Origin of the sequence: Synechococcus sp. A10-1-5-9 (genome assembly GCF_047716785.1) — a bacterium.
In the GTDB taxonomy this organism is placed as follows: domain Bacteria; phylum Cyanobacteriota; class Cyanobacteriia; order PCC-6307; family Cyanobiaceae; genus Synechococcus_C.
In genome coordinates, this window is the sequence record NZ_CP180406.1 from 607,396 (window position 1) to 628,230 (window position 20,835).

At 55.9% G+C, this 20,835-nt stretch carries 29 protein-coding genes and 2 tRNA genes; 12 read left to right on the plus strand and 19 right to left on the minus strand.

What is annotated here, in order from left to right:
* Positions 1-2 precede the first annotated feature (2 nt).
* A complete protein-coding gene (locus ACLM45_RS03525) occupies positions 3-1,370 on the plus strand; it encodes a TldD/PmbA family protein (RefSeq protein ID WP_415410611.1) in 1,368 nt (455 codons plus the stop codon).
* Between the two features lie 21 nt (positions 1,371-1,391).
* Positions 1,392-2,420 (plus strand): methionyl-tRNA formyltransferase, encoded by a 1,029-nt coding sequence (gene fmt / locus ACLM45_RS03530; protein ID WP_415410612.1) that lies wholly within the window; start codon positions 1,392-1,394, stop codon positions 2,418-2,420.
* Here the strand turns inward: fmt and ACLM45_RS03535 are convergent.
* The 5 genes from ACLM45_RS03535 to ACLM45_RS03555 all read right to left on the minus strand — a co-directional run bounded on the left by ACLM45_RS03535 (position 2,417) and on the right by ACLM45_RS03555 (position 5,285).
* Positions 2,417-3,652, minus strand: coding sequence for a DEAD/DEAH box helicase (locus tag ACLM45_RS03535; RefSeq protein ID WP_415410614.1), 1,236 nt, complete (start codon positions 3,650-3,652; stop codon positions 2,417-2,419). The genes fmt and ACLM45_RS03535 overlap by 4 nt on opposite strands.
* Before the next feature lie 83 nt (positions 3,653-3,735).
* Positions 3,736-3,945, minus strand: coding sequence for a hypothetical protein (locus ACLM45_RS03540; protein WP_415410616.1), 210 nt, complete (start codon positions 3,943-3,945; stop codon positions 3,736-3,738).
* Between the two features lie 10 nt (positions 3,946-3,955).
* Positions 3,956-4,180, minus strand: a complete 225-nt coding sequence (locus ACLM45_RS03545) for a hypothetical protein (RefSeq protein ID WP_006041523.1) — start codon at positions 4,178-4,180, stop codon at positions 3,956-3,958.
* A gap of 41 nt (positions 4,181-4,221) precedes the next feature.
* Positions 4,222-4,563, minus strand: a complete 342-nt coding sequence (locus tag ACLM45_RS03550) for a DUF6464 family protein (protein ID WP_006041524.1) — start codon at positions 4,561-4,563, stop codon at positions 4,222-4,224.
* 2 nt (positions 4,564-4,565) lie between these two features.
* Positions 4,566-5,285 (minus strand): TerC family protein, encoded by a 720-nt coding sequence (locus tag ACLM45_RS03555; RefSeq protein ID WP_415410618.1) that lies wholly within the window; start codon positions 5,283-5,285, stop codon positions 4,566-4,568.
* Between the two features lie 37 nt (positions 5,286-5,322).
* Here ACLM45_RS03555 and ACLM45_RS03560 point away from each other — a divergent pair, with 37 nt between their 5' ends.
* On the plus strand, positions 5,323-6,048 hold the full coding sequence (locus tag ACLM45_RS03560) for a hypothetical protein (RefSeq protein WP_415410619.1): 726 nt from the start codon (positions 5,323-5,325) through the stop codon (positions 6,046-6,048).
* A gap of 251 nt (positions 6,049-6,299) precedes the next feature.
* Here the strand turns inward: ACLM45_RS03560 and ACLM45_RS03565 are convergent, their stop codons facing one another.
* Positions 6,300-6,491, minus strand: coding sequence for a hypothetical protein (locus tag ACLM45_RS03565; protein ID WP_232198930.1), 192 nt, complete (start codon positions 6,489-6,491; stop codon positions 6,300-6,302).
* Positions 6,492-6,501: 10 nt separating this feature from the next.
* Here ACLM45_RS03565 and ACLM45_RS03570 point away from each other — a divergent pair, with 10 nt between their 5' ends.
* A complete protein-coding gene (locus tag ACLM45_RS03570) occupies positions 6,502-6,786 on the plus strand; it encodes a septal ring lytic transglycosylase RlpA family protein (RefSeq protein ID WP_415410621.1) in 285 nt (94 codons plus the stop codon).
* Between the two features lie 673 nt (positions 6,787-7,459).
* Here ACLM45_RS03570 and ACLM45_RS03575 read toward each other — a convergent pair.
* The 3 genes from ACLM45_RS03575 to ACLM45_RS03585 form a co-directional block, all read right to left on the minus strand.
* On the minus strand, positions 7,460-8,224 hold the full coding sequence (locus tag ACLM45_RS03575; RefSeq protein ID WP_415410623.1) for a hypothetical protein: 765 nt from the start codon (positions 8,222-8,224) through the stop codon (positions 7,460-7,462).
* Positions 8,225-8,521: 297 nt separating this feature from the next.
* The gene (locus tag ACLM45_RS03580) at positions 8,522-8,842 is read right to left on the minus strand and encodes an MgPME-cyclase complex family protein (protein ID WP_006041531.1); all 321 of its coding nucleotides are present in this window, start codon (positions 8,840-8,842) and stop codon (positions 8,522-8,524) included.
* On the minus strand, positions 8,839-9,588 hold the full coding sequence (locus ACLM45_RS03585; RefSeq protein ID WP_415411338.1) for a pyridoxine 5'-phosphate synthase: 750 nt from the start codon (positions 9,586-9,588) through the stop codon (positions 8,839-8,841). Before ACLM45_RS03585 ends, ACLM45_RS03580 begins: the two co-directional genes overlap by 4 nt.
* A gap of 133 nt (positions 9,589-9,721) precedes the next feature.
* On the opposite strand from ACLM45_RS03585, the gene ACLM45_RS03590 reads away from it, so the two are divergent.
* From ACLM45_RS03590 to grxD, 4 genes are read left to right on the plus strand one after another with little or no spacing between them, the layout of a single operon-like run.
* Positions 9,722-10,420, plus strand: a complete 699-nt coding sequence (locus ACLM45_RS03590; RefSeq protein ID WP_415410625.1) for a lysophospholipid acyltransferase family protein — start codon at positions 9,722-9,724, stop codon at positions 10,418-10,420.
* Between the two features lie 25 nt (positions 10,421-10,445).
* Positions 10,446-10,988, plus strand: coding sequence for a hypothetical protein (locus ACLM45_RS03595; RefSeq protein ID WP_006041534.1), 543 nt, complete (start codon positions 10,446-10,448; stop codon positions 10,986-10,988).
* 57 nt (positions 10,989-11,045) lie between these two features.
* Positions 11,046-11,279, plus strand: coding sequence for a BolA family protein (locus tag ACLM45_RS03600; RefSeq protein ID WP_415410627.1), 234 nt, complete (start codon positions 11,046-11,048; stop codon positions 11,277-11,279).
* Between the two features lie 27 nt (positions 11,280-11,306).
* Positions 11,307-11,630: a Grx4 family monothiol glutaredoxin gene (grxD, locus tag ACLM45_RS03605; RefSeq protein ID WP_006041536.1), complete on the plus strand. Its 324-nt coding sequence runs from the start codon at positions 11,307-11,309 to the stop codon at positions 11,628-11,630.
* Positions 11,631-11,632: 2 nt separating this feature from the next.
* Here grxD and ACLM45_RS03610 read toward each other — a convergent pair whose 3' ends face one another.
* The gene (locus ACLM45_RS03610) at positions 11,633-11,902 is read right to left on the minus strand and encodes a DUF6761 family protein (protein ID WP_415410629.1); all 270 of its coding nucleotides are present in this window, start codon (positions 11,900-11,902) and stop codon (positions 11,633-11,635) included.
* Positions 11,903-11,979: 77 nt separating this feature from the next.
* Between ACLM45_RS03610 and ACLM45_RS03615 the strand changes: the two genes are divergently transcribed.
* Positions 11,980-12,744: a response regulator transcription factor gene (locus ACLM45_RS03615; protein ID WP_006041538.1), complete on the plus strand. Its 765-nt coding sequence runs from the start codon at positions 11,980-11,982 to the stop codon at positions 12,742-12,744.
* Here ACLM45_RS03615 and ACLM45_RS03620 read toward each other — a convergent pair.
* From ACLM45_RS03620 to ACLM45_RS03650, 7 genes are all read right to left on the minus strand, one after another.
* Positions 12,719-13,267 carry a hypothetical protein gene (locus ACLM45_RS03620; protein WP_415410631.1) on the minus strand — a complete coding sequence of 183 codons (549 nt, stop codon included), beginning with the start codon at positions 13,265-13,267 and terminating at the stop codon, positions 12,719-12,721. The two genes, ACLM45_RS03615 and ACLM45_RS03620, sit on opposite strands and share 26 nt — an antisense overlap.
* A 3-nt stretch (positions 13,268-13,270) precedes the next feature.
* Positions 13,271-13,555, minus strand: a complete 285-nt coding sequence (locus tag ACLM45_RS03625) for a hypothetical protein (protein ID WP_415410633.1) — start codon at positions 13,553-13,555, stop codon at positions 13,271-13,273.
* 54 nt (positions 13,556-13,609) lie between these two features.
* Positions 13,610-15,160, minus strand: a complete 1,551-nt coding sequence (gene crtH / locus ACLM45_RS03630) for a carotenoid isomerase (protein ID WP_415410634.1) — start codon at positions 15,158-15,160, stop codon at positions 13,610-13,612.
* A gap of 27 nt (positions 15,161-15,187) precedes the next feature.
* Positions 15,188-16,141 carry a cation transporter gene (locus ACLM45_RS03635; protein ID WP_415410636.1) on the minus strand — a complete coding sequence of 318 codons (954 nt, stop codon included), beginning with the start codon at positions 16,139-16,141 and terminating at the stop codon, positions 15,188-15,190.
* Positions 16,122-17,498 (minus strand): FADH(2)-oxidizing methylenetetrahydrofolate--tRNA-(uracil(54)-C(5))-methyltransferase TrmFO, encoded by a 1,377-nt coding sequence (gene trmFO / locus ACLM45_RS03640; protein ID WP_415410638.1) that lies wholly within the window; start codon positions 17,496-17,498, stop codon positions 16,122-16,124. Before trmFO ends, ACLM45_RS03635 begins: the two co-directional genes overlap by 20 nt.
* 53 nt (positions 17,499-17,551) lie before the next feature.
* A complete protein-coding gene (locus ACLM45_RS03645) occupies positions 17,552-17,674 on the minus strand; it encodes a photosystem II protein Y (RefSeq protein ID WP_006041544.1) in 123 nt (40 codons plus the stop codon).
* A 61-nt stretch (positions 17,675-17,735) separates the two neighbouring features.
* Entirely contained in the window at positions 17,736-18,269 is a 534-nt protein-coding gene (locus ACLM45_RS03650) for a gamma carbonic anhydrase family protein (RefSeq protein WP_415410639.1), read from the minus strand.
* Positions 18,270-18,415: 146 nt separating this feature from the next.
* On the opposite strand from ACLM45_RS03650, the gene ACLM45_RS03655 reads away from it, so the two are divergent.
* Both ACLM45_RS03655 and ACLM45_RS03660 read left to right on the plus strand, forming a co-directional pair.
* Positions 18,416-18,487, plus strand: a tRNA-Lys gene (locus tag ACLM45_RS03655).
* A 50-nt stretch (positions 18,488-18,537) separates the two neighbouring features.
* Entirely contained in the window at positions 18,538-18,924 is a 387-nt protein-coding gene (locus ACLM45_RS03660; RefSeq protein WP_415410641.1) for a response regulator transcription factor, read from the plus strand.
* On the opposite strand, the gene ACLM45_RS03665 is transcribed toward ACLM45_RS03660, so the two are convergent.
* A complete protein-coding gene (locus ACLM45_RS03665; protein WP_415410643.1) occupies positions 18,848-20,080 on the minus strand; it encodes a sensor histidine kinase in 1,233 nt (410 codons plus the stop codon). The two genes, ACLM45_RS03660 and ACLM45_RS03665, sit on opposite strands and share 77 nt — an antisense overlap.
* Entirely contained in the window at positions 20,070-20,480 is a 411-nt protein-coding gene (locus ACLM45_RS03670) for a PAS domain S-box protein (protein WP_415410645.1), read from the minus strand. Before ACLM45_RS03670 ends, ACLM45_RS03665 begins: the two co-directional genes overlap by 11 nt.
* A gap of 67 nt (positions 20,481-20,547) precedes the next feature.
* Here ACLM45_RS03670 and ACLM45_RS03675 point away from each other — a divergent pair.
* Positions 20,548-20,621: transfer RNA gene (locus tag ACLM45_RS03675), tRNA-Pro, on the plus strand.
* Positions 20,622-20,835 lie beyond the last annotated feature (214 nt).

Consider the following 20,835-nt stretch of genomic DNA (forward strand, 5'->3'; position numbering starts at 1 on the left):
TCGTGGGAAATACACCTCTGAACGTCTCGGCTCTGCGTGATCGGCTCCACCATCTCGCATCCCGTGAAGGGATCTCGCAATGGGATCTCGGAGCCAGTCGGAGCAACAGTGCATCTGTTCAGGTTGATCGCGGTGAAGCCAAACAGCTGAAAGCGTCCCAACGCAGTTCCATCACCGTGCGTGTGTGGAATCAGCAAGGCCTGGTGGGAATCACCAGCACCTCCGATCTTTCGGAATCAGGCCTGGAAAAGGCGTTGATGGGCGCCCATCAGGCCAGCGCCTTCGGGAACAGCGATGAGGTTCCCCACTTCTCCCCCCTGGCAAACGCTCCAACAGAACCTCTGGATCGACCTCTCAAGGACTCCGAAGGCATTCAATCCCTGCTCAAGCATCTTCTTGAGGCAGAGAAGGAGCTCCTCAGCAGGCACCCTGCAATCGAAACGGTCCCTTACAACGGCCTCAATGAGGGGAGCAGCGAGCGCATCTACCTCAACAGTGATGGCGCTCTCCGTCAGGCACAACGCACCCAAGCCAGTCTTTATCTGTTCGCCCGCGCTGAAGAACAGGGACGGAAACCCAGAAGTGGTGGTGCGGTACGACTGGCTCTCGGCAGCACCGATCTGGATCTCAAGGGATGCATCGATGAAGCAGCCGAACGCACCATCAGCCATCTGAACTACAGACCGATTGATACGGGTCGCTATCTGGTGTGCTTTACACCGGAAGCTTTTCTCGATCTCATTAGTGCTTTCAGCAGCATGTTCAATGCCCGCGCCGTGCTCGACGGTGTGAGCCTGAGCAAGCCCGACACGATCGGCCAACAACTGGCCGTTCCCTTCTTCAATCTCATCGATAACGGGCTTCACCCTGCCCACGTCGGAGCGATGCCCTTCGATGGCGAAGGAACACCAACCCGTGCCCTGCGACTGATTGGGGATGGGCATCTGGAGAGCTTCCTGCACTCAGAAGCCACCGCCAGAAAGTTTGGGGTGCAACCCACCGGACATGCCGGTTTAGGAGCCAAGGTTTCTGTTGGACCGGACTGGTTTGAGGTTCATCGCAGTGAAGGGTGCAGACCTCCAGCCGATCATCTGGATCACAGAAAAACCCAGGATTCGTTCGTGATGATCGAGAGCCTCAATGCTCTCCATGCCGGAGTCAAGGCCAGCCAAGGATCGTTCTCGCTTCCCTTCGACGGCTGGATGGTGAATGGAGGTGAGCGCATTTCCGTTGAGGCAGCAACGGTTGCTGGCGATATACGAGAGCTCCTTCGATCCATTGTTCAGATCGAAGCCGATTCCATCGTCACCCACGAAGGGGTGTGTCCCCATGTGTGGGTGGATGGTCTCGCCATCACCGGCGAAGCCTGATTCAATCACAGCGCGACTGCTTTGGCTTTAAAGATCCTGTTCTGGGGCACACCGGCCTACGCCGTACCAACCCTCGACACACTCCATAAGGCAGGGCATCAGATCGTCGGAGTGGTGACCCAACCGGATCGGCGACGAGGTCGAGGCAAACAATTGGTGGCGTCGCCTGTCAAAGCAAGGGCTCAAGAGCTGGGCTGTCCCGTGTTCACTCCGGAAAAGATCCGACGGGACTCGGAGTGCCAGCAAGAGCTGAATGCTCTGGATGCCGATGTGTCTGTGGTGGTGGCCTTCGGCCAGATCCTGCCCAAGGAGATCCTTCAACACCCGCCTTTGGGCTGCTGGAACGGGCATGGCTCTTTGCTTCCCCGTTGGAGAGGTGCGGGACCGATTCAATGGTCAATTCTCGAGGGGGACCCAGAAACAGGCGTAGGGATCATGGCCATGGAAGAGGGCCTGGATACGGGTCCGGTGTTCCTTGAGCAACGCCTGCCGATCGGCCTCCTTGAGAATGCCCATCAACTGGGAGAACGACTCAGCCTGCTCACCGCCGATCTGATGCTGGAGGCGATGCCAGCGATCGAGGCGGCTGGACCAGGGCCGGAAGCAGATCGTTGGTCGCGACTCAACGTGCGCCGACAACCAGACCAGGGCACCTACGCCCGCATGCTTACCAAAGACGACGTTCAATTGACCTGGAGTGATCCAGCTCTAACAACCCATCGAAAGGTGATGGGTTTGTACCCAAGAGCCTTCACGGCCTGGAAGGATCGCCGCCTGAAGGTGCTGGCAACGGAACCGCTGATCGAGCGTCTCAAGGATGCACTGTCTGAAGACGCCCGCGGCTTGGTAGGGCGTTGGAGCACAGGTGCGCATTCCCCCGGCCAGGTTCTTCACTGCTCTGGTTCAGGCCTGGTGGTGAGTACCAGTGGCTGTCCAATCCTGATTCGTGAAGCCCAACTGGAGGGGAAGGCAAGAAGCAGCGGGCAGACTCTGATCCAACAGCTCCAGGCAGTCCCTGGAGACAGCATTGGGCGCGAAGCAAACCTCTAACGATGACGACCGCGCACTGTTGAAGAAGGTGCGTTGCGCGCTCTGGGTTTCCCAGGTGGGCGCTTGCGACCACCGCTGAGATCCAGGGGCGGAGCCTTGAGCACAGTGGGCTCAAACCCGTTCACGGTCTGACGCTTCAGCTCTTCACCCGTCAGCCGCTCGATCGCTTTGAGGAGAAGAGCTTCTTCAGCGGCAACCAGGGACACTGCATGCCCCGTTTCCCCCGCACGACCCGTACGACCGATGCGGTGCACGTAATCTTCCGCAACATTCGGCAGATCCAGATTCACCACATGGGGAAGCTGCTGAATATCGATGCCTCTGGCGGCGATATCCGTAGCGACGAGCACCCGGATGTTTCCTTGCTTGAAACCCTGAAGGGCACGGGTTCTGGCCCCCTGACTCTTGTTGCCATGGATGGCCGCAGCGGAAAGGCCTTCCTTGCTGAGACGGTCAGCAACCCGATTGGCTCCGTGCTTGGTGCGCGAGAACACGAGCACCTGACGCCAGTCCCCCGCACGAATGAGATGGCTGAGCAAATCACTCTTGCGCGCCATGTCACAAGGATGCACCACTTGCTCCACCGATCGCGCCGTCTGATTTTCAGGCGTGACTTGAAGATGCACTGGATCGTGGAGAAGGCCCGACGCCAACTTGCGAATTGGTGCACTGAACGTGGCGGAAAACAGAAGTGTTTGACGCTTCACAGGCATCAGCCTGATCAAGCGACGGATGTCATGAATGAAACCCATATCGAGCATGCGATCAGCTTCATCAAGAACCAGACACTCCAGCTGATCAAAGTGCAGGGCCCCCTGTTGATGGAGATCAAGCAACCGGCCGGGCGTGGCCACCAGCAGATCCACTCCCCCACGAAGGCGATTGATCTGTGGGTTGGCCTTCACGCCGCCGAACACAACATCGCTGCGGAGAGGCAAGTGACTGCTGTAAGCCCTCACATTCTCCAGGACCTGGGCGGCGAGTTCCCTGGTGGGCGTGAGGACAAGAGCGCGAATCTGGCCTCGTCCAGCCGGTTTGCCGTGCCGAAGTCTCTCCAGCACCGGCAACGTGAAACCAGCTGTTTTCCCTGTACCGGTTTGCGCAGCTGCCATCACATCCCTGCCATCAATCACTGCAGGAATCGCCTGCGCCTGAATCGGTGATGGATGGGTATAACCCTTGTCCTGGAGTGCCTCCAGCAGGGGTTCACCTAATCCCAGATCCGAAAACAAAGCCTGAGGATCAATAGAGACAGAAACTGCGCTGATTGTGATGCCGCCGCAAGCCACACCCTACGGGGCCATCCATTCACCTCTTAGTGATCGGCGTAGAGCAACTGCGCCTGGTTCCAGACCTCATCGAGCTGCTGATCACTGAGCACGAGTGCCTGGGGGTGAACGCGCGCCAGCCAGGCACGACGGTGCTCGGGGGTCTCATCACTGAAAAAGGTCTGCTGAGCTGCGAGAACGCGAAATTTGAGAAATTCCAAAAGCACAGCTCTGACCCGCAAGGAGGAATGCTGCATCCAAGGGCCCTCAGAACAATTGCCAAGCAGCATTGTCAGGGATCTCTGGAGCGGCATGGGGATCACTGGGTTCCTGCTGCGTGACCCTCCAAGCAGGAACCCTGCAATCGCGATACGTCGAGTGCTGAATCAGGATCCCTTCCTGATCATCCGTGGAGGCATAAAAACCACCGACCCACTGGGGCAACTCATTGATGCCACCTCGAAACCACACCCAGCATCGCTCGCGTTTCATCGATCCTCAGTGTTTTCACCGCTCCATTCTGAAAGCAGAAGCTAAGGCGCAACCTCACGGTGCACACAGCGTTCGCAGGGACCCTCCGGGAGCACGGCACAACGCAAGAGTGGGCTTCGTGCATTAAACCGACAACTGGGATCGCCGATCACCCAGCCATGAAGGAACCAGCGAGCATCGTCCGGTTGCTTCTGTGTCTTCACCAGCAAGACAACAGACCGGAGTTCATAGCGTCCAGAGCGAAGGCGGTACCGATGCCGCCTCTGCATCACCAGGAAACTTCTGGAGTCGATCGAAAACCAACGGCCTGGGTGGGGAGGATCCTCCATTTCCAACCGATCAATCGGCTGCTCACTTCCGAACTGACGAATCTCGATGAGCACGGCTATGTCTCTTCAGCAATGAGAGGCAGACGAATCGAAAATCCCCAGACCATCAAAAGGGCCACCACCGATAGGGTCAACAGCTCAGGAACATCGATCATCGGGAAGACCAGCTGGATCAGCAACTTGAATCCAACGAATGCCACTGCGAGGTATCCAGCCGATTCAAGTCTTGAATAGATCTTCAGCCATTGGATGAACAAGCCGGACGTGAAGCGCAGAGCGACCACACCGATCAGAGCGCCAGTGATCACAAGGAACAACTGATCACTGATCGCAACAGCGGCAGCGACACTGTCGATCGAGAAGGCCAAATCAGTGACTGCCAGAGTGACGACTGTTCGGCGAAAGCTCACCGTCGACGAAGAGTCCAATGAGGTCTTTGAGTTGTCATCAAGGTCTGTGGGTCGCCAATGTTGATAACAAAGCCATAGGAGATACCCACCTGCCAACAGCTGGATCGGTGGGAAGGCGAGGACCCATTGCGCCATGAGGATGAGGGCCACACGGAGCACGAACGCCATCAACACACCCAGATTGAGAGCCTGGCGTTCGAGAGCAGGATCACTCTGCTTTCGGGCAATCGCGGCCAGCGCAATGGCATTGTCAGCCGATAACAGCAGTTCCAGACTCACTAAAACCGGTAACAACGGGAGTAGCTCACCAAGGTGATCAACGCCATCCAGCCAGGCGGTTAAGGAGGGCAATGCAGCTGTGTCCATCAACCCAGCCTAGAAATGGGACGCGCCGACCAGTGGCATGAAAACTCAAGCCCAGCTTTGCCACCACAACGACCAGCGCTGCATTGTTCGAGTGGAAGGCTTTGACGGCGACACGTCGCTGGGCAGTGCCCTGGGCGAAGCACCCACGGCAACCGAAGCAGAGGATCAGGCCATTGCCCGACTGAAGCAAAGACTGGACACGTTCAGGGCACCCGCAGCAGGCAGCAAAGAACTCGTGCGCAGCAGCAGCCAGGAAGGAGATCGAGTTGCACAGAAGCCAACACCTGTCTCTGAGCCGCCGATAGCAACAACGGTCGAACCAATCCAGCCCTCGGGCGATCACGCGGCACCCACCGCGGTCAATGAGGCACCCACTGATCCCGACGATTGGAGCGAAGAGCTCACGGCAATCGATCTGGAATTGCAACGCATCGGCTGGGATCGTGCCAATGAATCCATTTATCTTGAGCGGGCGTTTGGTCACAGCAGCAGACATCGACTCACACGCTTCAGTGATCTCGTGGCTTATCTCAAGCGCCTGCGTGAACTACCAGCTTCTAGCGATGCAAAAACTGCTGGAATCCCTTTACGGCGTTCTGATCTTGTCAATCAGTGCGATGAGATTCTGAAACGCCTCAATTGGGAGCAACAGCAGGCTCGAGAGTTTCTCCAAAGCAACTTCCAGGTGGGATCAAGGCAGCAATTGAGTGATGAACAACTACTCGGATTCAACATGCTGCTGGAGGAGCAGTTGCTGAAATAGCCATGAAACCAGTGACACCGTCGAAGAATCCTTTCACCATTGCGATTAGCCGCACACATCCCCATTGCAAGGGTGGAATTGCACCGACAACAGACTGATGCCAGTCGCCAATGACCAACTGAAGCCAGCAGCAGCAGGGTGAGTTCTCAAAGGCTGTGCCTGACCCTTCAAGAGCGACACTGCCGAGTGGATGGTCGGAGACCTCGGTTTTCAGGAGGTTATCGACGGATCCAATCCCGATTGCTAAGTAATTAGAAGACCCCCTTTTTGATAATGGGCAATCTCCTGCGTTTCAACTTCCTGGCAGCGATTTTGATCATGCTCGGAGTTTGCGGATGCACCACGAACCAATCCTCAGCCAACTCCTCTTCAGTACCAGAAGCGCCGACAAAGGCCGATGAAACAGAGTCGAAACAAAAGCCGCACTTGGCAAGCGAAGACACCGTGAAGACGATGAAAGGGAGAGCCACTTGGTATGGCCCGGGGTATTACGGACGCAAAACCGCAAGCGGTGACGTACTCAAAAAGGGAACAATGACGGCGGCTCACAGCAGCTTGCCGCTGGGCACTGAGGTAAAAGTCACCAGAGTCGACACCAATGAAAGCGTGACGGTGGTGATCAACGACCGCAAGCCCTACAAAAAGGGCACGGTGATTGACCTAGCCCACCGTGCAGCCGATGCCCTCGACATCGATGAAGACGGCACAGCCAGCGTCATCGTTGAGGTGATCAACTAAGGACGATCAGGTTCTGCTCAAGAGGAGATCCGCCTCCTCTAAGCCTTAAAGGTTGAACGTTGCCGTCGGTGTGAGTATTTCACCGGGGGGGGGTCATCGCAGCAACAAGTCCATGACAGAAAACAACTTCTCACCGCAAGTGAGAGTGTATTGCGAAACGCTTGCTGCCCAGATTGTGATTCTAACGAGCTAACATCCTCTTTCTCATTGCTTACTCGAATTCCCAAAGCATCAGATCTGACAAGTGATGGAAGTCACGAGCACGCGATTCAAAGCTCATGTGGCAAGTTTATTACAATCATGGAGACTCAATCGAAGCCATTGCCTTAGTGAGCCACTGGATCCACATCCAAAACCAAGGGTTTTTGTCGTCAACTTCGAATGGGTTATGAATCAATCTTCCTCATCAACCACCAAGGCAAGGTCTGCGTAGGGGAAGAGGGACTTTGCTTGAGCCCAAGCGGCTTGCAAGCTATCGGCTTCGATGGTGCTGATGAGATGGGTCTTGGCGCTGATGGATCACCGTTGCAAGACCTAGCCCCATCACGAATCCCACATTGGAGTGATTTTTGCGTACCAACATCTGAAAATTTCAGACAGAGCCCAAGCTCCCGCTGGGTTTCCTTGCTGATCACCTGCTGCAGAGGCGCAAGGATGGCATCACTGAATGGATTCAACTGATCCCTAACCAGTCAGCCTCAACGGATGTCAACCCAGGAATTTCGACAAATCCGTCAGCTCGCTGATCGCCATCATCATCAATAGCCAGACTGACACCCTGAATCATCCAAGGCTGCAGATTGCCTTCTTGGCCTGGTATCAGATCTACCATCCAAGTAATGGCTTGAACCTCACCCGGACGTCCTGTAAACCCCTGTGAACCAACGAAATGGCTGGCTCCTTCAATAAGAATCCGATCTCCCTGATCCGGACGAAAATCCGTGATGGTGTCAGAAAAAATAGAGTCAACACGCTCCGAGTCGCGAAAGAGGAAGAGATCAGCGCCTGCACCTCCAGACAGAAGGTCATCACCCGAACCGCCGATCAGGATGTCATCACCCGAGCGACCGAAGAGTATGTCATCGCGGCGACTTCCTATTAACTGATTGTTTCGACGATCACCCGATATCAAACCGCGTTGTCTGAGCTTTGCATTTGTTTCTGCTTTAACACGAATTCCCAGAGACTCCGGCAAGCGATCAAGAGGAGACTCTTGAGGCCTTCGATTCAATTTGACTGCAAGCGGAAGCTCCTCGAGGTCTGACAGCCGATCCACCAAAAGTGAATTGCGTTTTGCGAAACGCTCATAAGCACCCCAACGGGTGCTGCTGATCCCTCCGAGAACGGGATGAAGCCGGTAGTCCTTGGTTTCAACCTGCAGGCGAGAGAATTGTGGGCTGATATAAAACGCTTGTGCCAGTGCTGAAGAGGGCATCATCACCACAGATCACCACGGCTCAACACTCCATTTATAAGAACGATCCACTGATTGAACAGCAGTCCCAAAAAAAATCACAACCAGGGATAGTCTTTGTTGGTTGCATCCTCAGGACACGGATCCTGGCCACGACCTCCCTGGAGATCCTCATCGGTCACGATGTGATCCAAATAGGCAACACATCATTGCTCTGGGCTAAGGCTGTACACCCAAGACTCCAAAGCACCAACAGCATCGGAACGAACAGGGAGACCATTGGTGCAAGCAACCACCAAACCAACCCATTCTGAGTCGAGATCAGCTCAGGGAGGCCAGGGGATCTGGGATGGTGTTGGTGGGAGCCTCAAAACGACCTTCAAGCACAAATTCAAGACGCAACTTCATAAATGTTATGAACGTTGCGTCGGTGGACACCACAGCTGCAGAGGGCTCAGGGACCTCCTTCTTTACCACTGAGAGTTCCGGACTGCTCAGAAAAGCTGGTCTGCGCACCAGCCAGAAATCGATCTCTCGTCCTTCCTCGGCGTAATGACGTCTGCGCTCCTTCAGCACCTCTTCAAGAGGCTCCTCCTCAGTGAGGAAACGCTCGCTGGCAGCGACGAAGTGATAAGTGGTCATCCTGGATAGCTTCCGAACAGAGGTTCCCGACGAGGATTCTGAACCAAGGACCTCATCTCCCGGACGGCCTGCTGCAGCCCCACAGCAAGAGACCTGGCCACGATCGAATGACCGATATTCAGCTCTTCCATCCCGTCGATGCAAGCAACCGGTTCAACGTTTTGATACGTGAGGCCATGCCCCGCATTCACTCTCAGGCCAAACGAGCGAGCCAAGGCTGTCGCTTCAATCAGCCGAGCCAGTTCTGCTGGTTGATCGGTCCAATTTGATTCGGCATAGGTGCCGGTATGCAACTCAACCCAACGGGCCTTGCAATCACGGCAAGCCTGCAGTTGACCCTTTTCTGGGTCCACAAAAAGGCTGACTGGAATCCCCGCGTCCTGCAGAGAGCTGATCTTGATGGTGAGGTCAGCGCGTTGGCTGCTTACGTCGAGTCCGCCTTCGGTCGAAACCTCTTCACGTCGTTCCGGCACAAGAGTGACCATATCGGGTTGTACCCGAAGCGCGATGGAGATCATTTCATCGGTTGCTGCCATCTCAAGATTCAGGCGGGTACGCACCGTCTGACGCAACAGATCCACATCCCTGTCCTGAATGTGGCGACGGTCCTCGCGAAGGTGAACGGTGATGCCATCAGCGCCGCCGAGCTCTGCCAGAAGAGCCATCGGCACAGGATCGGGTTCCACCGTTCTCCGTGCCTGGCGCACGTTGGCGATGTGATCAATGTTGACCCCGAGGCTGGCCACGGCGAACGATTTCAAACCTGAATCCTATGGAGCCAGGTGAGCGCACCGTCCGCAGGATCAACTGCCCTGCAAGATGCTGGGAAGTGGAAGGCCAAGGCCTAGCTTTCTCAACGATGAACTGTGGCTCAAGGCGGTGCCCAGCAGCCTGGCAACACGAGCTTCCGCCCTTGAAACGGGTATCAACCCTTTTTGGGCGCCTTTGGCCATGGTGGTCACGCAAGATTTCGCGCTGCGCGGATTTTTTCGAGAAAGAATCGTGCTTGGACGCCACCATCTGCCGATGCAGGGCCCAGTCCTTCTGGCCCCCACCCATCGCGCCCGATGGGACGCATTGATGCTTCCTATGGCAGCCGGTCGTCGCGTCACCGGACGGGACTGTCGATTCATGGTGACGCGCACGGAAATGGCAGGGCTCCAGGGATGGTTCCTACAACGACTGGGGTGCTTCGCCGTTGACCAGGACAAGCCATCCCTGACAACACTCCGTTTTGCGCTGGATCTGCTGGCGAACGATCAACAATTAGTAGTTTTTCCGGAAGGACGCATCAATCGTGATGACGAGCCGATCGTGGTGAAAGAAGGGTTGGTACGCCTAGCTCAGCTCGCCCTAAGACAAGGGGTGCAGGTTCCTGTGGTTCCTGTTGGTTTGGCGTACAACCCGAACCGACCGGCCCCCTTCAGTCAGGCTGCCATCTGTTTTGAGGAGGTGCTGAAGATTTCAGGCCGGGGCAAAGAAGAGACCAAGCATTTCAACCAATTGCTTGTGAAGGGCATGAAGGCGGCTGAACAAGCGGCAAGGATGGCCGTTGGACGACCTATGGAATGCCTTTAAAGTCCGCTGACCAGAGGTTTTCATCATGCGCTCACGCCTCATCTGCTCAGCGCTCGCACTGACGGCTGGATTATTCGTCAGCCCAGCACTGGGTCAGACCGCGTCGGACGCGACTACAGCGACCGTCAATAAGGTTCTTGCCTCGACCGGTGCGGGGTTCAACGTCGCAGCCGTCGAATCGCTCATCCAACGCGGAGATTCCGCTGTGTCATCCGGCAATTTGGATCGGGCCAAAAAGGATTACGACAATGCACGCACCGCAGCAAAACAGCTCCTTGCTTTTTATCGAGACTTGAGTGGAGCTTTCCGAGGTCTCGACGCCAGAATTCCGCGAGAAATGGATGCAAAGGGGCGCAAAGCACTGTCTCTACTGGCGCAGGCAAACCTGAGACTCGCTGCTCTGTTCCGCCGCCAGAATCAACCTGAAGTGGCCGTGCCTGTGCTCGTTGAAGTGGTTCGCCTGATGACACCGGCAAAACCGGAAGGTCAGAAGGCCTACCAAAGTCTTTTGGAGCTGGGTTTCGTTGACACTCCCTTTCGGGGCGGCCAGAGCGCAACAGGCAGCTAAATCCGACCAACTGTCGCGCTCATCTGCCAGCATCAGTGTCTGTATTGTCTCGACTCCATGGTTCAGCCAGATGCAGTTGGCGCTGCCATACGCAGTGCCTTGCCTGATGCCAAGGTCAGCGTGGAAGATCTCACCGGTGGCGGTGACCACCTTCAGGTGAGTGTGGTGTCTGAAGCGTTTGAAGGTCTCAATCGCATTCGTCAGCACCAGCTGGTATACAAAGCTCTGAAGGAGGAACTGAAAAGCGAAGCGATCCACGCTTTGGCTCTCAACACCTCTACGCCAGACTGACTCTCTCTAGTACTAAGAAGAAAAACCATGGATGCTCAAACCAAGACCCGTATCGAAACTCTCATCAATTCCAGCCCAGTGTTCGTCTTTATGAAGGGCACTAAATTGATGCCCCAGTGCGGATTCTCGAACAACGTAGTACAAATCCTCAATGCACTCGGAATCGGCTTTGAAACGTTTGACGTTCTCACTGACATGGAAATTCGCCAAGGAATCAAAGACTTTTCCGATTGGCCGACGATTCCTCAGGTTTATGTGAAAGGTGAATTTATGGGCGGTTCAGATATCCTGATCGAGATGTATAACAACGGTGAGCTGAAGGACAAACTAGAGATCGCACTCGCTAGCTGAGATCAATATTGCTGAGGATGCTGGTAGAGCGTACGTAGATCACCATCCGGACCAATGAAACTTGATGGGTCCATGATCCAGCGTTCGACCAGCGCCTCGAGCTTGGCAAGCTCTCTGGGATCGAGACTGCCCGTTCGTCTGAGAGCATGCAAATAACCATCTGCGTAGAGACGCAGTTCGGAAGGACCATGGAAGCGACTGGTCAGTTCCTGACAGGCATCACACAGCGATTGGAAGTGACGAATAGCTTCCGGATGCTGAAGGGATGTCATCTTTGGTGAGGTCGGCAGCCCCTGCTACCAGATTGCCGTTGAATTGGGCTTAGCCTATAGCCGCTTGACCACATCGTGTGACTCCTCTTTCCCGAGATCTGCTCACTAACGGATCCGGACTGGCGCCGGTCCAGCAGAACCCAGCTCCAAGCACCCCGGCACGTGAACCGGCGCGCGTGCTTGTGGTTGAACCCCATCCAACCCTTCGAACCGTTCTCGTGCAGCGCCTGCGTCAGGACGGGCACCTCACGGCGGCAGTGGCCTCATCAGCTGAAGCCATTGAACTGTGTCAGGACCAATCACCCGATCTGCTGATCAGCGCAGAGATCCTGGAAAAGAGCTCGGCATTACGCCTCGGCCAGCAGCTGCGATGCCCTGTGATCGTTCTCACGGCTCGCAACGGTGCGGAACCCGTTGTGGGCCTGCTCGATGACGGTGCAGATGATGTACTCCGCAAGCCGTTCGGCTTAGAGGAGCTCGCTGCACGTTGCCGGACCCTCTTGAAACGGGAACGCAGTGGCCTCCAGGAACGTGTCAAAGTTGGCCCCCTCGAAGTGCATCTTCTGCTTCGTCAGGTGACTTTGAGCGAAAAACCTGTTGAACTGAGTCCTCGCGAATTTGCTCTCCTCTGTGCACTGCTGATGCCTCCTGGCATGGTGCGCAGTCGGCAAGAATTGCTGAGAATGGCGTGGCCACCGTTCAGCGGAGGTCCACGATCAGTCGATACCCAGGTTTTAACTCTTAGGCGAAAGCTTGAGCAAGCTGGCCTGGGTGATGGAGGAGGAATTACAACTGTTCGCCAGCAAGGTTATCGTTTCAGCCTTGATAACCTGCTGGAATAGCCAGCCAGTTGAATTGAATAGCAGAAGCAATCGATAATTCCGCGATAAGCATCAAAATAGCAAGCATTGCAAGTAACTGGTAAGTCCAAGGAGGCGTTAGCCTTCCAATGCCACGTGTATCGATACCCGTTTGTTCCTCAACAACCTTCAAAAATTGATCAAAACGCTCTAATCGTTGGGGGAGAAGACGATGTCCCTCACCTAAGGTTTTGAGATAATAAACAGTGCCGCCTTGACTGGTACCAACAGGTACAACTCGGCAAATTTGATCCCAGCGCAGCTGCCATCCCCGACGCAACAACCATCGGCACCAAAAAGGATATCCAACGACAAAACCATTGTCATCCACGGAAACTTCTTCACTCAATAATGCCACCACGAAGAAAAGGCCGAGTGGAGCGGCTAGCCAGAGCCACAGTTGTAGGGGATGCGGTGCCATCAAGGGCAGTGGAAGCACCAGGGCCAGATAAACACATATCAAGGTTCCACGGATCAATATGGAAAGGCGATATCGATCGTTCACTGTTCACCGATCCTCTGGAGATCCTGGCCTGGGTTCGATCACCTGAGAAGGGACATAACCACCGGTAAACACCTCGGATTCACGGCCTTTCCAGAATTCGCCCATGCGCATCAGATCGGCATGAGCGTCCTGCAGACTTTTTATATAAGCCTCGGGCGACATCGAAGACTTAGCTTCTTTGAGCTTCGCCAGCCGCAACATCTGCAACATCCAAGGCTTACCAAGCTCCCCGCGTTGCTCCATGTACCGAGCGAGATCCGCTGCGCTGGGTTGAGACGGCGGGGCCATAACCGAAAGAGCTACCTGAAAACCTTAAGAAGCAACGCAAAGACCTGTGGCTCGCTAAGCCGGCAACGCCCAGGCGTTTAGGCCTAGATCGGCGCCGATGCGATGGCTGCAGGCATAGCCACTGAACGCCACCGCATTGAGACCCTGTCCAGGGAAACAGGAGTCACCCACGCAGTACAACCCTTTCAAACCGGTTCGGTTGAACGGCATCGGCAGCAATCCCGGCAGGCGCATGGATGGAATCGGGCCATAGCTACCTCCCATTCGCCCGAGGAAACGGCGATGGGTGCGAGGTGTCCCCACCTCCTTGAGTTCGATAGAGGCACCAAGGTTCGGCAAAATCGATTCCAATCGTTGAATCATCCGTGCGGAATCGGCCTCTTTCTTGGCCTTGTACTGGGTGGGAGTCAGTCCAGACCAGGCGGAAATCTCACTCATCGTGAAGGTATGCACGATGTGGCGACCTTCAGGAGCCAGAGACGGGTCAAGCAAGCTGGGAATCGAAACAAAGATCACCCCCTGTTCAGACTCGAGCTCATTCCAGTTTTCAAGGAGGAGGTGATGGCAGTGCATCCCCTCTGGAATGACGCCGGCCCTGACGCCGAGATGCAACGACAGAAATGAACTCGAAGGTTGGTAGCGGCGACGCCAGGTTGCTTCCGCGACTGGAGTATTGCCTGAATCCACGAGGGTTGCAGAAGGAGAGCCATCCCCCGCAAAGGTGTCCCAGCGGGTGGCGTTGCTCACCACGCGGCGGGCAAAAAGTTCCTGTCCATCGGCGAGGCGAACGCCCACGGCTTGCCGGTCTTCGATGATGACGTCAGTGACTCTGGAGCGATAGCGAATCTCACCGCCATGGCTCTCGAGGCCAGCAACCAGTTTCTCGGCGATCGTGCCGACGCCTCCCTTCGGGTAATTAATACCACCGGCGTGACGATCGGAAAACACCATGCCCGCATTGATCATTGGTGTGCGGTCGGCGGGCATCACCGACCAGCAGAAGCATTCCATGTCAATCAAACGCAGAAGCTCTTCATCGCGGATGTGCTGACGTGCCACATCTCCGACGTTGAAAGGAAGCCAGCGAGCCAAACCAAGACAGGCCAGGGGAGCACGGAAAAACACCTTGGCCAGATAAGCCGGATCCTCGAGGGACAACAGCGGCATGGCATCAAGACAACGAAACACCTGCCAGCAGGTGTCATAAAACGCACGGATGCCCTTGGCCTCGTGGGGAAAGCGAGCCGCCATGCGAGCAATGAATCCGCCGTAATCACGGTCCACCTGCATGGTGAGACCGTCAGGCAGGTGGTATTCAAGCTGCACGGGGTCCGGCACCGTTTCACAGCTCTGACCTACATCAGCCAAGGCCCGAGTCAGCAGATTGGTATGGCCGTGCTCTCCGAACCCGAAAATCATCGAGGCACCCACATCAAAGGTGTATCCATCCCTCCTGAAACTCCCGCCCGACCCACCAGGAATCACGTAGCGCTCGAGCACCAGCGTCTTCGCCCCTTTGGCAGCCAGCTGAGAAGCAGTCACCAGACCACCAATCCCCGAGCCGATCACGATCACATCCCAGTTCGGCTTGGTGCTCGAGGCCACGTGCTCGGTTCGCGTCAGCGTCCAAACCTAGGAGGCGCTGCTTGCTGAGAAGGGAGAAATGGCGGTAAGAATCACCTCCGTCCGAACAGGTCTGGCCAGCAAGTCACGACAGCGTTCCTGGATCCGGTCGCGAATCACATCGATGGCAGCACCATCCATGGGTTGGTTTGGATTGAGGTACACCACAACAAAGGCAGTGCGCCCCATCTCGTAAACCGTGAGATCGAGCAACCAGCACGAGAGTCCAGCAAGAAGATCCTCCAAAGCCAGTCGTGTGCTGCGGATCAGATCGGATTCAGCCGACATTCCAGCAGCCTGGCCGAGCGCGGTCAGAAATCCCTCCAGTGGTTCGCGCAGCACCGCAACACTCACGACCAACACAAGGACTGAATCCACGATCGGTATCAGTACGGCCAGCACTGAGCCCTGAAGCAGAGGCGTCCCCAGCAAGGCGAGCCCTGTCAACCCACTGATCAACCCATCCACGCGCGCAGCCTTCGCCTCAGTGAGAAGGATCCGGGAGTGGCGACCTGCCATCACCCAGTCATATTGGTGACGCCAGGCCAGGCCCCAGCAGATCACCACCATGGCCAGGGAATAGAACGCCACAGGACCGAGGCGAACGGCCATGACGGGAGTGCCGTTGGCGTAATCAACAATTGTGCTGAATGCCGAAACAGCGGCAAATGACAACACACCGATCAAGACAAGAGAACGGAACAGCACATACAACGCTTCCTGACCGTCGTATCCATAGGGATAGGCCCGATCGGGGGGGCGCACCACATTGCGGCTGATCCGTGCTGCGACCAGTCCTGATCCCACCATCACCGCGGAATACAGACCATCAAGGAGCACGGCATAAGATCCGGAAATCACGTGGACACCGATCCCGGCTGCGGCCATCACAGCGCTGGCGATCACCCCGATTTTCAGGGACCGACGTTCAATTAGTCGGTCTTCAGGCCGGACAGGCGACATCCAGAGGGGTCCTTTTCTCCGTTGCTAGCAGAAGATCGGCTAGCGCCCTGTCCCGATAAGCGCCGTAGCGGGCGCGCTTGTCGCGGATGCGCTCGGGAAGTTCAGGCAGCAACCCGAAATTGGGAGGCATCGGCTGAAATTTTCCGGACGGTGCTTCGCTGATGAAATGCGTCAACGCCCCAACCATCGTGGTGCGAGGAAGATCAATGGGATGTTCTCCCTGCACTAGGCGGGCTGCATTGGTGCCAGCGAGCCAGCCTCCGGCCACGGCGGCGGCGTAGCCCTCTGTACCGGTGATCTGGCCAGCAGCCAACAGGGTGGGCCTTGAGCGGAACTGCAGGGTGGCATCAAGCAACGCTGGAGCTTCCAGAAACGTGTTGCGGTGCATCACGCCGAATCGAACAAATTCCGCCTGTTCAAGGCCAGGAATCATCTGCAATACACGTTTCTGCTCCCCCCATTTGAGATTGGTCTGAAAGCCCACAAGGTTCCACAACCGGCCGTCCTTGTCTTCCTGACGGAGCTGCACCACCGCATAGGCACGTTTGGCCCGGCGAACATCCCGGTCATTCACATCACCCCAACGCGGATCCCAAAGGCCAATTGGCTTGAGGGGGCCATAGCGCATCGTGTCTTCACCGCGCCTGGCCAGTTCTTCGATGGGCAAACATCCTTCGAAGAATGTGGCATTCGCTTGATCGAAGTCTTTGAGCTCTGCCTGTTCTGCCTCCAACAAGGCATCGCGGAAAGCCAGGTACTGCTCACGATTCATTGGGCAGTTGATGTAATCCGCGTCGCCTTTGTCGTAGCGACTCGCTCGAAAAGCCTTGGTCATATCAACGCTGTCACCTTCAACGATCGGGCTCGCGGCATCGAAGAAATGACAGTCCGCCCGTCCGGTGAAGCGGCGCAGATCATCAGCGAGAGCATCACTAGTGAGTGGGCCCGTCGCGAGAACGGTGACCTGGTCAGAAGCAGGAAGCGCAATCTGCTCTTTGCGCTCAAACGAGACCCGGGGATGCTGATCCAGCAATTGGGTCAGCGATGCGCTGTAACGGCCACGGTCAACGGCAAGAGCCCCTCCCGCGGGAACGGCATGACGATCGGCCATCTGAATCACGACAGACCCCAAACGCCGCAATTCTTCCTGGAGAAGGCCCGCCGCCCTGTCACTACTGAGGGCTCCAAAGCTGTTGCTGCACACAAGCTCCGCACATTCAGAGCTGTGATGAGCCGGAGAGCGACGAATGGGCCGCATCTCCACCAAATGAACATCGATGCCGGCTTCAGCCACTTGCCACGCTGCTTCCGTGCCAGCGAGTCCAGCACCGATCACCACAACGGATGGAGTTGCCAAATGGATCAAGGTCGGTGGAACTCAACCCTATCGATCCAGGCGGTCGATCTCAATCAGACCCGACTGCGCTTGATCATCAATTGAAGCTGCCCAACAGCGGCACGACCGATGTTGAAGCCGGCCCAACCCAGAGCAAGAAGGATGGGAGATGCCACGAGGACGAGCCGGAGGTCCATGAATCCAGTCGGGAGATTGGGAGATCCTAAGGATTGCAGAGCCCAACGACGCTGCGTTGCATCAATGCGTTTGGATTTGCAGCATTTGCTGCCAAGTGCGCGCCAGTTCGGCATACCGGCGTGCATGCTCCCTCTGAGCATCAAGTGCGTCTTCATCCTGCTGACGCTTGACCTGCGCCGGCACACCAGCAACAAGGCTCCCCGCCGGAACATCACGCGTCACCACGGCACCCGCAGCCACAAGGGCACCACGGCCGACGGTGACGCCATTGAGGACGATGGCACCGATGCCGATCAGACACCCATCTTCAAGGGTTGCGCCGTGGATGACGGCTCTGTGCCCGACGGTGACGTCGCTGCCGATGATGACGGGTGCTCCCGGATCACCGTGCAGAACGGCTCCATCCTGAACATTGCTGCCCGATCCGATGGCGATCGGTGCCAGATCTCCACGCGCGACAGCCATCGGCCAGAGGCTTGCAGCAGCGGAAATCTGGACATCACCCATCACAACAGCACTATCAGCCACCCACGCGCCTGGATCGACCCGGGGGGAGGAAAAGACTTCGTTCAGGGGGCCGGTCGGTTCAGTCATCGGACCTGCTGCGGGATGAAACCCATGCTTTCAGCTCATCTGAACTCATGCAGGGCGGCCCCTTGGACGAAGGTTCCCCCGGGTGATACTTTTCAGGGGTGCTTCACGGCACAACCTGTACCTGTGTCGATGCACCGGTTCAAGTAGGGTCGCTAGCTCAGCGGTAGAGCACTCGGCTTTTAACCGATTGGTCCTGAGTTCGAATCTCAGGCGACCCATATGCTTCATTCTTTACATGTCTAAAGCGACACCCGCGCAGTTGTGAACCATGGGTGATCTTTATAAGGTCGCAATCGTTGATGACGATCCACGACTTCGCAAATTAATTGCGGAGGAGATGATCGACGAAGGCGTAAATGCTTTTCCTTGTGAGACAGGTCTTAAGCTTCTTCAATTACTGGAGCGCGAATCAGTTGATTTGATTTTTCTCGATCTAATGATGCCTGAAATGGATGGCTTTGCGTGTCTTAAGGAACTTAAAGACCGATCGATCACTGTACCCGTCATTGTAGTAACCGCACTTAACGATGAAACCAAGCGCCTGCAAGCTAACGATCTTGGCGTAGTCGACTACATCCTTAAGCCTGATCTGTTTGAACATCTTCCTGAACTTTTGGATCAACATCTGCCTGGACCACGTGTTCCCCGGAAATAGTTTTAACAATAGGAAAGCGAAGATTGACCTTGAATGGCTTCGAAGCTCCAGCTGCAGGACTCTCTCCTTCAAACAGAACCTCCCCCCGCATCCCTTCGACAAGACTCTTCACAACACACAAGCCAAGGCCGCAACCATCACCTTCTCCAAGGGTTCGGTGAGCCTCTAGCCTGCTGAAACGCTCAAATAGCGTGCTGACGTCTTGATCATCAGGAATCCCGGGGCCATTATCGGAAAAACTCAGATCGACGAAAGATGAGTTGACGACAACGTTGATCGTGAACGTGACGTCAGATCCACCAAACCTCAAGCTATTGCCGAGAAGAGAGTCAAAGATTCGATTCACCGCAAGCTGATCAAACTCCATCAAGCAATTTGAAGGGGCACTTTGCCAATGCATATGAACTTTCGATCGATCATCTGCGACAAGCGAGTTCAACCATTGATCAAGAAATTGATCCAGTGGCGCACGCTTGAGATTCCAATTAAAGCGATCAGTATCCAGTTCTGAAAGAAGCAGTAGTTTGTCAACGAGAGCGGCCATTCGCTTGGTTTCATCGATGGCATTGTTCAGAGCTCTGTCCAGGGGGGCCGCCAATGGACTCTTCCGATCGAGGCGACGCAAACTTCCAGAGAGAATGGCAAGAGGAGTTCGCAACTCATGAGCCAGGGAGTTGATGAAGGCACGTTGCTGTTGGAGCGACTTTTCAAGTGGCTCAAGATCTCTGAAGATCAGCAGTGTGAAGACACCGCCCATTTCGGTGATTGGCCGCCAAGACACCATGCGTTGAAGGACATCCGGTTGGCTGCTTTCAAGGGACGAAATCGCCTGAACCAACAAGGAGACCTGCCCTTCACCCAGACGAGATTGATTGAGAGGATGGTTAGAATCAGTCAACGGAAGCAACCGTTGATCCAGATGGCGTAAGCAAATAAGGGCTTCCAAGCGCTTACCAATCACGCGCAAAGGAAGCCCGCCCCCCCAAAGTTCAGCGGCTGTCTGATTCACCCAGCGCACCTGGCGCTCGGAATCAACGATCAGCATGGCTTCACCCGTGGCATCGAAGGCCACCCTCAGCAAACCGAGTGACTGTCTCAGCTGGGAGACGAGTGCAGAAGTCTCGCTCTGCGGTGTCGCGGATCCTTCAGCAGGCATGGGGGCCCTCCAAGGGCCTCAACGTGGCCGCAAAACTCCAGCCTTCTTTCGAATCTTTTTCAGCCACGATGAAGTGCTCACTGCGAATCACCGAGCCGTTGGCACAGATTGTGGCCAACTCAAGAGGATGATTCACCACCTGCGACGACTCGGTGATCTGAAAACGGGCGAACCCAGCATGGTGAAGTTCACGGAACTCCTCCGGAAGGATCATCCCGAGCGTCTCCCCAAGGAGAGACGAATCCCATCCGTAGATCGTGCCGAAGCGATCATTGAACTCAACCACAAGCCCTTCGCGATCTGCACGCACGAAGGGGAGGTCGAAACGTTCCCGCAAGGACGCAACCGCTCCGGGGGTCCAGTCCATTAAGGAGTAATCATCTTCTCTAAGGGTAGGCATGAGAGTTGATGGCACACACAAGCAAACAACCAAGCAGCGCACGGGCCAGCACTTACAATCTTGAAAACGGGGCGTGGCGCAGCTTGGTAGCGCGGGTGCTTTGGGAGCACTAGGTCGCAGGTTCGAATCCTGTCGCCCCGACTGATAAAAAGCTTGTAACCGCAACGGTTTCACGCGACAACCCAACTCCACCCTATACGCCCGGCGGGTTGCAGAGATGCGTGGATTCGGGCGAGATGCAACTCGTGGTGCAACTCAAGCGGGTTGCACAGGGCTATATTTGTGCAACTCGAAGCACCCGTGCATTGAGGTGGGTCAGCGCGGCGGCAACCGCCTGACCCATGACCAACCCAAC

Bases quoted from the DNA above. Each gene is read 5' to 3' on its own strand.
- ACLM45_RS03540 (WP_415410616.1), bottom strand. From the start codon at position 3,945: ATGCAGCATTCCTCCTTGCGGGTCAGAGCTGTGCTTTTGGAATTTCTC.
- ACLM45_RS03545 (WP_006041523.1), bottom strand. From the start codon at position 4,180: ATGAAACGCGAGCGATGCTGGGTGTGGTTTCGAGGTGGCATCAATGAG.
- ACLM45_RS03555 (WP_415410618.1), bottom strand. From the start codon at position 5,285: ATGGACACAGCTGCATTGCCCTCCTTAACCGCCTGGCTGGATGGCGTT.
- ACLM45_RS03560 (WP_415410619.1), top strand. From the start codon at position 5,323: ATGAAAACTCAAGCCCAGCTTTGCCACCACAACGACCAGCGCTGCATT.
- ACLM45_RS03570 (WP_415410621.1), top strand. From the start codon at position 6,502: ATGAAAGGGAGAGCCACTTGGTATGGCCCGGGGTATTACGGACGCAAA.
- ACLM45_RS03575 (WP_415410623.1), bottom strand. From the start codon at position 8,224: ATGATGCCCTCTTCAGCACTGGCACAAGCGTTTTATATCAGCCCACAA.
- ACLM45_RS03580 (WP_006041531.1), bottom strand. From the start codon at position 8,842: ATGACCACTTATCACTTCGTCGCTGCCAGCGAGCGTTTCCTCACTGAG.
- ACLM45_RS03595 (WP_006041534.1), top strand. From the start codon at position 10,446: ATGCGCTCACGCCTCATCTGCTCAGCGCTCGCACTGACGGCTGGATTA.
- ACLM45_RS03600 (WP_415410627.1), top strand. From the start codon at position 11,046: ATGGTTCAGCCAGATGCAGTTGGCGCTGCCATACGCAGTGCCTTGCCT.
- grxD (WP_006041536.1), top strand. From the start codon at position 11,307: ATGGATGCTCAAACCAAGACCCGTATCGAAACTCTCATCAATTCCAGC.
- ACLM45_RS03610 (WP_415410629.1), bottom strand. From the start codon at position 11,902: ATGACATCCCTTCAGCATCCGGAAGCTATTCGTCACTTCCAATCGCTG.
- ACLM45_RS03625 (WP_415410633.1), bottom strand. From the start codon at position 13,555: ATGGCCCCGCCGTCTCAACCCAGCGCAGCGGATCTCGCTCGGTACATG.
- ACLM45_RS03635 (WP_415410636.1), bottom strand. From the start codon at position 16,141: ATGTCGCCTGTCCGGCCTGAAGACCGACTAATTGAACGTCGGTCCCTG.
- ACLM45_RS03645 (WP_006041544.1), bottom strand. From the start codon at position 17,674: ATGGACCTCCGGCTCGTCCTCGTGGCATCTCCCATCCTTCTTGCTCTG.
- ACLM45_RS03650 (WP_415410639.1), bottom strand. From the start codon at position 18,269: ATGACTGAACCGACCGGCCCCCTGAACGAAGTCTTTTCCTCCCCCCGG.
- ACLM45_RS03660 (WP_415410641.1), top strand. From the start codon at position 18,538: ATGGGTGATCTTTATAAGGTCGCAATCGTTGATGACGATCCACGACTT.
- ACLM45_RS03665 (WP_415410643.1), bottom strand. From the start codon at position 20,080: ATGCCTGCTGAAGGATCCGCGACACCGCAGAGCGAGACTTCTGCACTC.
- ACLM45_RS03670 (WP_415410645.1), bottom strand. From the start codon at position 20,480: ATGCCTACCCTTAGAGAAGATGATTACTCCTTAATGGACTGGACCCCC.